Origin of the sequence: Fibrobacter sp. UWP2, assembly GCF_900141705.1 — a bacterium.
Taxonomy (GTDB): Bacteria; Fibrobacterota; Fibrobacteria; order Fibrobacterales; family Fibrobacteraceae; genus Fibrobacter.
This window is the reverse complement of the sequence record NZ_FQYM01000042.1, coordinates 1-11,516: the sequence shown is the minus strand read 5'-3', so window position 1 is coordinate 11,516 and position 11,516 is coordinate 1. Positions and strand designations below refer to the sequence as shown.

Annotated in this window: 9 protein-coding genes; 7 read left to right on the top strand and 2 right to left on the bottom strand. The window is 54.2% G+C overall.

Going from position 1 to position 11,516, the window contains the following annotated elements; genetic code table 11:
• Positions 1 to 64 precede the first annotated feature (64 nt).
• From BUB55_RS12885 to carB, 6 genes are all read left to right on the top strand, one after another.
• Positions 65 to 925: a tRNA 2-thiocytidine biosynthesis TtcA family protein gene (locus tag BUB55_RS12885; protein WP_073192132.1), complete on the top strand. Its 861-nt coding sequence runs from the start codon at positions 65 to 67 to the stop codon at positions 923 to 925.
• A gap of 177 nt (positions 926 to 1,102) precedes the next feature.
• Complete coding sequence (locus BUB55_RS12880; protein WP_073192124.1) at positions 1,103 to 3,223, top strand: glutamine synthetase III family protein; 2,121 nt, start codon at positions 1,103 to 1,105, stop codon at positions 3,221 to 3,223.
• Positions 3,224 to 3,442: 219 nt separating this feature from the next.
• Positions 3,443 to 3,718: a hypothetical protein gene (locus BUB55_RS12875; RefSeq protein ID WP_143153069.1), complete on the top strand. Its 276-nt coding sequence runs from the start codon at positions 3,443 to 3,445 to the stop codon at positions 3,716 to 3,718.
• A gap of 12 nt (positions 3,719 to 3,730) precedes the next feature.
• Positions 3,731 to 4,861 carry a glutamine-hydrolyzing carbamoyl-phosphate synthase small subunit gene (gene carA, locus BUB55_RS12870; protein ID WP_073192119.1) on the top strand — a complete coding sequence of 377 codons (1,131 nt, stop codon included), beginning with the start codon at positions 3,731 to 3,733 and terminating at the stop codon, positions 4,859 to 4,861.
• Positions 4,854 to 6,512: a CTP synthase gene (locus BUB55_RS12865; RefSeq protein ID WP_073192117.1), complete on the top strand. Its 1,659-nt coding sequence runs from the start codon at positions 4,854 to 4,856 to the stop codon at positions 6,510 to 6,512. The genes carA and BUB55_RS12865 overlap by 8 nt, the downstream gene beginning before the upstream one ends.
• Positions 6,505 to 9,759: a carbamoyl-phosphate synthase large subunit gene (gene carB / locus BUB55_RS12860; RefSeq protein WP_073192115.1), complete on the top strand. Its 3,255-nt coding sequence runs from the start codon at positions 6,505 to 6,507 to the stop codon at positions 9,757 to 9,759. The genes BUB55_RS12865 and carB overlap by 8 nt, the downstream gene beginning before the upstream one ends.
• 95 nt (positions 9,760 to 9,854) lie before the next feature.
• On the opposite strand, the gene BUB55_RS12855 is transcribed toward carB, so the two are convergent.
• Both BUB55_RS12855 and BUB55_RS12850 read right to left on the bottom strand, forming a co-directional pair.
• The gene (locus tag BUB55_RS12855; protein ID WP_072813443.1) at positions 9,855 to 10,043 is read right to left on the bottom strand and encodes a hypothetical protein; all 189 of its coding nucleotides are present in this window, start codon (positions 10,041 to 10,043) and stop codon (positions 9,855 to 9,857) included.
• Positions 10,030 to 10,587 (bottom strand): hypothetical protein, encoded by a 558-nt coding sequence (locus BUB55_RS12850; protein ID WP_073192113.1) that lies wholly within the window; start codon positions 10,585 to 10,587, stop codon positions 10,030 to 10,032. The genes BUB55_RS12855 and BUB55_RS12850 overlap by 14 nt, the downstream gene beginning before the upstream one ends.
• A gap of 636 nt (positions 10,588 to 11,223) precedes the next feature.
• On the opposite strand from BUB55_RS12850, the gene BUB55_RS12845 reads away from it, so the two are divergent.
• Positions 11,224 to 11,487, top strand: a complete 264-nt coding sequence (locus BUB55_RS12845; RefSeq protein ID WP_073192111.1) for a hypothetical protein — start codon at positions 11,224 to 11,226, stop codon at positions 11,485 to 11,487.
• Positions 11,488 to 11,516: the final 29 nt, after the last annotated feature.

Here is an 11,516-nt window from a genome sequence, read left to right as displayed (position 1 = left end):
TCATGGCCGCATTCGACAGCTGCTACAAGGAACTTTGCAAATAAACGCAAAAAAGGTAATGAAAATGGCACGAGAACTTTCATTTGTCCAAAGCGTAGAACGGAGCATTTCGAAAACATACCGCGAAAGGCTCTGGACGCCGTTCATTACCGCCATCAAGAACTACAAGCTCATCGAAGCGGGCGACAAAATCGCCGTCTGCATTTCCGGCGGCAAGGATTCCATGCTCATGGCGAAGCTCATCCAGATGCTCCACCGCCACAGCGACGTGAAATTCGACGTGGAATACCTGGTAATGGACCCCGGTTACAACGAAATCAACCGCCAGAAAATCGAAAGCAACGCAAAGCTCCTGGAAATCCCCATCACTGTTTTCGAGACGAACATTTTCGACGTGGCAAACAACACCGAACGTTCCCCCTGCTACGTTTGCGCCAAGATGCGCCGCGGCCACCTCTACCACAAGGCAAAGGACCTGGGCTGCAACAAGATTGCGCTGGGTCACCACCTTTCCGATGTCATCGAGACCACCGTCATGGCGATGTTCTACGGCTCGCAACTGCAGGGCATGATGCCCAAACTCCACAGCCTGAATTTCGGCGGCATGGAACTCATCCGCCCTATGTATTGCATCAACGAGCAAGACATTATCAACTGGAAAAATTACAACGGGCTGCAGTTTATCCAGTGCGCCTGCCGCTTTACCGAAAGTTGCACCGTCTGTGACAACGGCGGTGGCGGTAGCAAGCGCCAAGAAATCAAGGCGCTCATCAAGCGCCTCAAGCGCGAAAACCCGAACATCGAAAAGAGCATCTTCAACAGCCTGCACTCCGTCTGCATCGAGACGTTCCCCGGCTACAAGGCCGGCGGCGAACTGCATTCGTTCCTGGACGATTACGAGGAACGCTTACCGCAGAAAGGGTGACTTTCCGAAGCTTTTTTTACAGAAAACGTAATATTACATTTCTTTTTTCAATTTTTGGAAAATTCCGAATTTTTGTAACAGCTCGAAAATTGCGATTTTGCAAAGAAATCGTCATTTTACCTTTTGGCACGTTTTTTGCACTCATGGCACCGAAAACAAAATTCATAGGAGATTGCCATGAACAACGAATACAGATTAAAAGCTATCAAGGAAATCGCCAGCGAAAAAGCCGGCGAGAACCTCCCCGCAGCCCCCGCAAGCATCGACTTTTACGGCGAGGATGTCTTTAACGCGGAGGCCATGCGCGCCTACCTGCCCAAGGACATCTGCAAAAAGCTATTCGCCACCATCGACGAGGGCGCACCGCTCGACGCGAGCATCGCGAACGAAGTCGCACACGCCATGAAGAAGTGGGCCATCGACCGCGGTGCCACCCACTTCACGCACTGGTTCCAGCCCCTTACTGGTTCCACCGCCGAAAAGCACGACAGTTTCTTGGAACCCGAGAACGGCAAGGCCATCATGGCCTTCAGCGGCAAGAACCTGATTGTCGGCGAACCGGACGCTTCTTCCTTCCCGAGCGGCGGCCTTCGCTCCACCTTCGAAGCCCGCGGCTACACCGCCTGGGATCCGACCTCTCCGGCTTTCATCAAGCGCCACGGCAACGGTGCAACGCTCTGCATCCCGACCGCTTTCTGTAGCTACACCGGCGAAGCACTTGACAAGAAGACTCCGCTTCTCCGCTCTATTCAGGCCCTGCAGAAGTCCGCCGACCGCCTCATGGGTCTCTTCGGCGTTGCCCAGCAGAAGGTCACCGTCACTCTCGGTGCCGAACAGGAATACTTCCTGATCGACAAGCGTTTCTACCTGCAGCGTCCGGACCTGTACCAGGCTGGTCGTACCTTATTCGGTGCAGCACCTGCAAAGCACCAGCAGATGGAAGACCACTACTTCGGTAGCATTCCGGCTCGCATCATCAACTTCATGAACGATGTGGAAAAGGAACTCTGGAAGCTCGGCATTCCGGCCAAGACCCGCCACAACGAAGTCGCTCCGGCCCAGTTCGAACTTGCTCCGATGTTCGAAGAAGTGAACCTTGCCTGCGACCACAACATGCAGATTATGGAAGTGCTCCGCCAGGTCGCTGACCGCCACGGTCTCGTCTGCCTGCTGCACGAAAAGCCGTTCGCCGGCATCAACGGTTCCGGTAAGCACAACAACTGGTCCGTGAACTATGGCAAGACCAACCTCTTGAACCCGGGCAAGGACCCGCACCAGAACGCCATCTTCCTCACCACGCTCTGCGCCGTGATCTACGCTGTCGACACCCACGCCGACTTGCTCCGTATGGCTGTTGCTAGCGCCGGTAACGACCACCGTCTCGGTGCCAACGAAGCTCCTCCGGCAATCATCTCCATGTACCTCGGCGACCAGCTCGCCGACGTCATCGATCAGCTCGAAAAGGGCGATCCGAAGTCCAGCAAGCAGGCCGGTGCACTGAAGCTCGGTTCTGACACTCTCCCGCCGCTCCCGCGCGACGCTACGGACCGTAACCGTACTTCTCCGTTCGCCTTTACCGGCAACAAGTTCGAATTCCGCGCTCCGGGTTCTAGCCAGAGCTGCTCCGAACCGAACGTCATCCTCAACACGATCGTCGCCGAAGCCTTCGACATCATCGCCGATAAGCTCGCCAATGTTTCTGCCGACAAGTTCCACGAAGAACTGCAGAACCTTTTGCAGAAGATCGTCAAGGAACACAAGCGCGTTATCTTCAACGGCAACGGCTACACCGACGAATGGGTGGAAGAAGCTGCCAAGCGCGGCCTCCCGAACATCCGCACCACCATGGAAGCCCTCCAGGCTCTCAACAAGAAGGAAAATGTGGCCCTGTTCGAAAAGTACGGCGTGTTCAACAAGCGCGAACTCGACTCCCGTTACGAAGTCAACATGGAAGATTACCACAAGAAGATTCACATCGAAGGCAAGATTGCATTCGACATCGCGAAGAACGTGGTGCTTCCGCAGGTGCTCTGCGCCTACAGCAACGCCCTCAAGACCAACGAATTGGCTAAGGGCCAGGGCTTCTACGCGGTAGACGGTTACGCTCGCGAACTTGGCGAAAAGCTCAAGGAACTTGATGCCGCGGTCGCCCAGATGGAAATCGCTCTCGGCGAAAAGCACGAAGTCATCCTCGACGCCATGGCAAACCTCCGCATTATCGTGGACAAAATCGAAAGCATCGTGCCCGACGAGAAGTGGCCTCTGCCGAAGTATCGTGAGATGTTATTCATCTATTAGTAGATGAATAACATCGGCTGCGCGTCGAAGGTGCGCAGCCAAATGCCAATTTATCTACTAATCCCCACTCTTATTCATATACTGAACCTCATAAATGCAATTCGTCGGCATCGCGCCGGCGGATTGCTTTTACAAAAAATGAAATAGAACATGCACCTCGAAATTTTTTCAAAAAAACACTTCCACCGCAGGAAAAACATTTTCTATATTTTGGTTCCGATGAAAATATCGGAATCCATCGAAGCACACTTGAGCACCGCCGTTGCAGGAATCTCGCAACGGAACCAGGCGACTCTCCCCGCTCGTTCTATCGGACATCTGATTTTTCTTATTCCCGTTTTTAATCGTCTTTATCGTTTGGCAAAAGCTTTTGGCTTTTGCCTTTATTTTTTACTGTCACCCTGGAGCAAGGCCACGCCGCGCGATAGGGTCCATATGGATTCTATCGCCCTTACAGGGCTCCAGAATGACATTACGAAACAAGTTTTTATTTAACGAGAGCAATATATGACTGACAGATTCAACTGGAAAGCGAAACGCGAGAAGAAGGCGTTTCTGGCATTGGCGGACGGAACCGTCTTTAGGGGTTATGCCTTCGGACAGGCAACCGACACCGTCGGTGAAGCTGTGTTCAACACCGGCATGGCAGGTTACAAGCAGATTTTGACGGACCCCTCCTATGCGGGCCAGTTCGTGGTGTTCACCACGGCCGAAGTCGGTGCATACGCGGCGAACCTCGAAAAGTCCGAATCGCGCGACGTGTTCCTGAACGGAATCGTCGTGAACTCGTTGGACGATGTCTCCAAGGAAATCGGCGAAGAAAGCCTGCACGACTACATGCTCGCCCACAAGAAGCCGGGCATCGCGGGAGTCGATACGCGCGCGCTCACCATCCATCTGCGTGACCACGGGGCACAGAAAGCTTACCTCCACGTAGACGGCACCGACATGAGCGAAGCCGACGCAATCGCAAAGGCAAAGGCCTGGGAAGGCCTCGATGGTCAGGATTACGCCAGCAAGGTCAGCGACCCGAAGGGCTACGAATTCAGTACCGAAGGCGACCTGAACGTTGTCGCGCTCGATTTCGGTATCAAGACGAACATCTTGAGAAATCTCGCAGAACAAAACATGAAGGTAACGGTCCTCCCGATCAACGCCACCTACGAACAAATTATGGCGAAGAATCCGGATGGTGTATTCCTCTCGAACGGACCTGCCGACCCGAACAGCCTCCCGCAAGTGGCGGCAGTCGTCAAGCAGCTTTTGGGCAAGGTCCCGCTGATGGGCATCTGCCTCGGAAACCAGTTGCTCGGCCTCGCGCTCGGCGCAAAGGTTTCCAAGCTCAAGTTCGGCCATCACGGCTGCAACCATCCGGTGAAAAACCTGAAGACCGGCGCCGTAGAAATCACGAGCCAGAACCACAACTATGCCATCGAAGAATCTTCGCTCCCCACGAATGTAGAAGTCAGCCACATCAACCTGAACGACAACACCGTTGAGGGCATTCGCCACAAGGAACTCCCCGCGTTCAGCGTGCAGTACCATCCGGAATCCGCTCCGGGCCCGAACGATTCCTACTACCTGTTCGGCGAGTTCAGACAAATGATCGAAGAATTCAAGAGAGGCGAACATGGCTAAGGCAACCGCAAAAAAACAGACCAAGTACATCTTCATTACCGGCGGCGTGGTCAGCTCCCTCGGTAAAGGAATCACCTCCGCATCGCTGGCGCTACTGCTCAAGAGTCGCGGCTACAAGGTGTTCATGCAGAAGCTGGACCCGTACCTGAACGTGGACCCGGGCACCATGAGCCCCTACCAGCACGGTGAAGTCTTCGTGACCGACGACGGTTACGAAACCGACCTTGACTTGGGCCACTACGAACGCTTCGCAGGCGTGCAATGCTCCAAGGCCTCCAGCTATACCTCTGGCCGCATTTATTCCTCTGTGCTTGCCAAGGAACGCGCCGGTAAGTATCTGGGCGGTACCGTACAGGTCATTCCGCACATCACCAACGAAATCAAGGACGCATTCCGTTCTGCAGCCGAAAGCGGCGCCGACATCGTGCTCTGCGAAATCGGCGGTGTGGCTGGCGACATCGAATCTCTCCCCTTCCTGGAAGCCGCAAGACAGTTCCGCTTCGAAGTCGGCGTGGAAAACACCTGCTTTGTCCACCTGGTTTTGGTGCCTTACCTGAAGGCCGCAGGCGAACTCAAGACAAAGCCCTCGCAGCACTCGGTTGCCGAACTTCGCAACATCGGTATTTTCCCGGACATTCTCGTGTGCCGCACCGAAATGACGATTCCGCAGGATCACCTCGACAAGCTTGCGCTCTTCTGCAACGTGAAGCCCGAATGCGTCATCGAAGAAAAGGACGTGACTGATTCTGTATACGCCGTGCCCCGCGAACTTTCCAAGCAGGAACTCGACCTTCGCGTTCTTGAACAGCTCCACTTGAGCGTACACCCCATTATCCACTCTGAATGGGACAAACTCGTCAAGAAGGCCACCCAGCCCAAGTACGAATGCACCATCGCGCTTGTGGGCAAGTACATCGCCATCCGCGACGCCTACAAGTCCGTGCACGAAGCCTTGCAGCATGCCGGCATGGAACACAACGCCAAGGTGAAAGTGGAATGCATCGAGGCCGAAGAACTCGAAAAGAATCCGAACCTCATCAAGAATGCAGACGGCATTCTGATTCCGGGCGGTTTCGGTAGCCGCGGCGTGAACGGCAAATGCGTAGCCATTCGCTATGCCCGCGAACACAAGGTTCCGCTGCTGGGTATCTGCCTCGGCATGCAGTGCTGCGTGATTGAATTCGCCCGCAACGTGCTCGGCTGGAAAGACGCCAACTCTACGGAATTCGACGAAAAGACGGCCCACCCGGTCATCGACCTGATGGACGAACAGAAAAACGTCACCGACAAGGGCGGCACCATGCGCCTCGGCGCTTACCCGTGCAAGCTCATGAAGGATTCCAACGCGGCAAAGCTCTACAAGAGCGAAAAGATTAGCGAACGTCACCGCCACCGCTACGAATTCAACTACAACAGCGAATTCCGCAAGGAACTCGAAAAGGCCGGTCTGAAAATCGCTGGTACATCGCCCGACGGCAAGCTCGTCGAGATGGTGGAAATCAAGAACCACCCCTACTTCGAAGCCTGCCAGTTCCATCCGGAATTCAAGAGCCGTCCCACGGCACCGCACCCACTGTTCAGCGGACTTGTAAAAGCAGCACTTGCTCAAAAGAATAAGAAAAATGTGAATGGAGGCAAAAAGAATGCCTAAGCGTACCGACATCAAGAAGATTATGCTCATTGGTTCTGGCCCGATCGTGATTGGCCAGGGCTGCGAATTCGACTATTCTGGCGTGCAGGCCTGTAAGGTGCTCCGCCGTGAAGGTTACGAAGTAGTGCTGGTGAACTCCAACCCGGCCACCATCATGACCGACCCTGAAATGGCCGACCGAACCTACATCGAGCCACTGAGCGTCGACATTCTGCACGAAATCATCCGTCGCGAACGTCCGGACGCCTTGCTCCCGACACTCGGTGGCCAGACCGCACTCAACCTCGCTATGGAACTGAATGAACGCGGCATTCTCGACCGCTACCAGGTGGAACTCATCGGCGCCAAGGCCGAATCCATCCAGCGCGCCGAAGACCGTCACCTGTTCAAGGAAGCCATGCTCAAGATTGGGCTTGACCTCCCGCGCTCCGGTTCAGCACACTCCATGAGCGAAGCGACCGCTATCGCCCACACCATCGGAAGCTGGCCGCTCATCATCCGTCCGGGCTTCACCCTCGGTGGTACCGGCGGCGGTATCGCCCACAACGAAGAAGAATTCGAGACCATCGTGAACCGCGGTCTTGACGCCTCGCTCAACAACGAAGTACTTATCGAAGAATCGCTCCTCGGCTGGAAAGAATTCGAGATGGAAGTCATGCGCGATAAGAAGGGCAATGCCGTTATCGTGTGTTCCATCGAAAACCTCGACCCGATGGGCGTGCATACCGGCGACTCCATCACGGTCGCCCCGATCCAGAGCCTCGATGACCGCGCCTACCAGGCCATGCGCGACGACTCCCTGAAAGTCATGGAAGCTATCGGCGTGGAAACCGGTGGATCTAACGTGCAGTGGGCTATCGAACCCAAGACCGGCCGCCGCATCATCATCGAAATGAACCCGCGCGTGAGCCGTTCTTCGGCTCTCGCCTCCAAGGCAACGGGCTTCCCCATCGCAAAGATTGCAGCCCTCCTCGCCGTGGGCTACACGCTCGACGAACTCCGCAACGACATTACGCAGACGACCCCAAGCTGCTTCGAACCGGCGCTTGACTACGTTGTCGTGAAGGTCCCGCGCTTCACCTTCGAAAAGTTCCCGAAGGCCGATTCCACGCTCGGCACCCAGATGAAGTCTGTGGGCGAAGCGATGGCCATCGGTACGAACTTCAAGCAGGCCATGCAGAAGGCCCTCCGTTCTCTCGAAACGGGATTCGGCGGATTCGGTGCCTGCGCCAAGTGCGAAAAGTTCAAGGAATACGACGACGAAACGCTCGCCAAGGAAGTCGCCCGCCCGAGCGCCGAACGCATCTTCGTGTTGCACGAAGCACTGCGCCGCAAGTGGGGCGTCGAGAAGTTGTACGAAATCACGAAAATCGACCGCTACTTCTTGCGCCATCTCGAAGAACTCGCCCTCTACGAAGACGAAATCCTTTCCGCAGGCTCGTTGGAAGCGCTGGCAAAGGACTTACCACTCTTCCGCCAGGCCAAGGAATTCGGCTACAGCGACATCCAGATTGGTTACCTGTTCCACAAGACTCCCGAAGAAGTCATGGCGGTGCGCAAGCAAATTGGCCTTGTTCCGAGCTACTACTCCGTCGACACATGCGCCGGCGAATTCGAAGCCATTACGCCATATTATTACAGCTGCTATGCGGATAGCACCGAACCCGTCCGCGACCACCAGGGCAAAAAGACCATCATGGTGCTCGGCGGCGGCCCGAACCGAATAGGTCAGGGTATCGAATTCGACTACTGCTGCTGCCACGCCGCCTTTACGCTGCGCCGCGAAGGCTACGAAGTCATCATGGTGAATTCCAACCCCGAAACGGTTTCCACCGACTACGACACTTCGGACAAGCTCTACTTTGAACCGCTCACGCTCGAAGACGTGATGGGCATTTACGAACGCGAAAAGTGCGCGGGCGTCATCGTGCAATTCGGCGGCCAGACTCCGCTGAACCTCGCCATGCGCCTCAAGAAGGCCGGTGCAAACGTCGTCGGCACGAGCCCCGAAGACATTGACCTCGCCGAAGACCGCGACTTCTTCAAGCAACTGGTTGACAAGGTCGGCATCAAGCAGGCCGAAAGCGGCATCGCCCACAACGTGGAAGAAGCCCTCGCCATCGTCGAGAAAATCGGCTACCCCGTGCTTGTGCGTCCGAGCTTCGTTCTCGGTGGCCGCGGCATGGTGATTGTCTATAAGGAAAAATACCTGCGCAAGTTCGTGGAAGAAGCCGCCGCCATTGGCGAAGGCAAGCCGATTCTTATCGACCGCTTCCTCGAAGACGCCACCGAACTCGACGTGGACTGCATCAGCGACGGCAAGCACACCGTGGTGGGCGCCATCATGGAACACGTGGAACCCGCAGGTATTCACTCCGGCGACTCCGCCAGCGTGATTCCGCCCATGACGCTCTCCAAGGAAATCCAGGATAAGGTTCGCAAGTACGCCAAGGAATTCGCCAAGGAACTCCACGTGGTTGGCCTCATGAACATGCAGCTCGCCGTCAAGGATGGCGAACTCTACATGATCGAAGTGAACCCGCGTGCATCGCGCACCGTGCCGTTCGTCTCCAAGTCCATCGGCGTCCCGCTTGCAAGCTACGCTAGCCGCTGCATGCTGGGCGAAACCCTCGAACAAATCGGCTTTACCGAAGAAGTGCACGTGCCTTACGTGAGCGTCAAGGAAGCCGTGTTCCCCTTTGTCAAGTTCCCGGGTGTTGACATCACGCTTTCTCCGGAAATGAAGTCCACCGGCGAAGTCATGAGCATCGATCGCGACCGCGGTCTTGCCTACCTCAAGAGCCAGCTGGCCTCCGGCAACAAGGTCCCGAGCCAGGGCAACATCTTCGTCTCGCTCAAGGACGAAGACAAGCAGAAGGCCGTACCGCTCATCCGCCAGCTTGTGAACCTCGGTTACGAACTGTACGCAACCCGCGGCACCTCCACCATGCTCTACAACGAAGGCATCAAGACCCGCGCCGTGTTCCGCATCTCCCGTGGCCGCCCGAACCTGCTCGACCTCATCCACGACAAGGAAGTCCAGTGGATCGTGAACACCACCGAAACCGGCGCCGAAGCCATGGTCGACGAAATCCAGATGCGCTCCAAGGCCGTCGTGTCCGGCATCCCTATCACCACGACGATCGCCGCCCTCACCTCTACCGTGGAAGGCCTCATGGACAAGCACGACTTCGGAAGATTCGAGGTCTGCAGCTTGCAGGAGTACCATAGGCACGTGAAGAAGTGACACCCATTCGACAAGCTCAGGATAAACTCCGTCGAAGGACCTAAAGCATTAAGCGCAGACTCAACACGAGCCTGCGTTTTTTGCTTTAACTAACCTTATATCTTGAACTGGGCTATTTCTTCTTGAGAAAGACTACTAATGTCTTTGCCGTTCCTGTCGGCATATCGAGCCAGTTCCAGCAAGTTCAACTTGCAGGGAGGAGCGTTCCTGTACGGGTCGGGAACCGCCGAAAACGGAATCCGTACATCGGACAGAATGTCCTCAACCTTCTTAGTTCCATTCATAAGTGTACGTCTCCAACAATTTTTTTGCAGCAATCGGCCCCAAAATGAAATGATACGGATGAAGCGCGCCGATATGCGCACACCCTAATACGCCAATATAGTGATTTAGCAGTTCTTTGTTAAGGGCAAAACCGAAAATAACGCCATCGTAACCCCATTGTACAGATTTATCAACGGCAATGGCAAAAAGATGCCCACCAACGCCGCTATAGCGCTGTGAGCCATATACACGTTTATTGTTGTGCGGAGCAGTGCAGGCCCAGTGCAAGTACGCCGCCTTAGGCCCTTCATCATTTTTCACCCCGACCAGCCCCTGAATTTCGTTATTTTCCTTCAAGGCGAGAGCGAACACTTCAACATCGTTAGGGACCTCAATCCAATCGATCCCCCAGCCGTTCTTTTCGTTGAACTTTTTCAGGAACGAGCGGCTCTCAATCCTGAACACCACGGTTTCCTTGATTTCTCCGGTTTCGTTGTCCTTAAGGCAAAGAACAATCTCGTCCAGCCAAATTCCGACACCACCGATTTTTGCATCGCTATACATCTTTTACTCCTTTCCCCGCAGACATGCAAAAAACAACGGGGCGTTTTAGCTTACAATTGCTCTTTTGAGCAGTATAAATATAATCTATCCAGCGTAGCATGTCAAGAGATTTTTGAAAAAAAAATTGGGGAACGCCTCTCCCACGCTCCAGCCCCGACCCCACTCATATTGTTAAGCCAGCCTTAAGCGGGTATCGCCTTTTTATACTCTCCCAGCCGGGTCTTCCGCTACCATTTCTAGCGGGCTTCAGACGCCAGCCCGCAACGCCTGGGCTTACCCTGCCAATCCATCCTATTGTTAATTCCACCATAATTGTCTTGTCATGCTTGATGCGGCTTTTTTATTTTACTACTATTCTTAAAACATAGTTCTTTACCGTAAGGTTCTGAACAAACAGAAATTTGAGTTTTTGCTCTTATTCTCGTACAGGAAAATCTGGTAAATTTTTCAAAGACATACGAGGAATAAGGCGAACGCTCACGTCCCTATTGGGGCGTGGGTCGTTCGTACTTGTCGTATGTCGGTTTACCAGAGCCTCCTGTATGCAAGTCGAACGATGCCACGCCTTTTATTTTGGGCAAACATCTAGTTCCCTTTGAATTTGAGCAATGATTCGCAAACAAGAGGAACTGGATAATGGAAAATAAAATACAAGACATTGTTTCTGGCCGCTATGTGAACGCAACTCCAGAAGAAGTCGGAGCAGTTCAACCGTTTGCTAAAATTTTGCTTGAAGATTATGGGTACCCTAAAGATATGCTTGTTACCCATCCTCAAGTACGAGTTAAAGCGTCTCCTTCGGACAAGAAAGGCTATCCTATTGATATTGCTGTTGAAGATGCCCCAAAGTTAGTTGAAATTTCTGCAACCAAAAAGAAAAAGGTGGTCTCCAACTTGTAAATTTGGTTCAGCAAAAAAACACCAAGCAA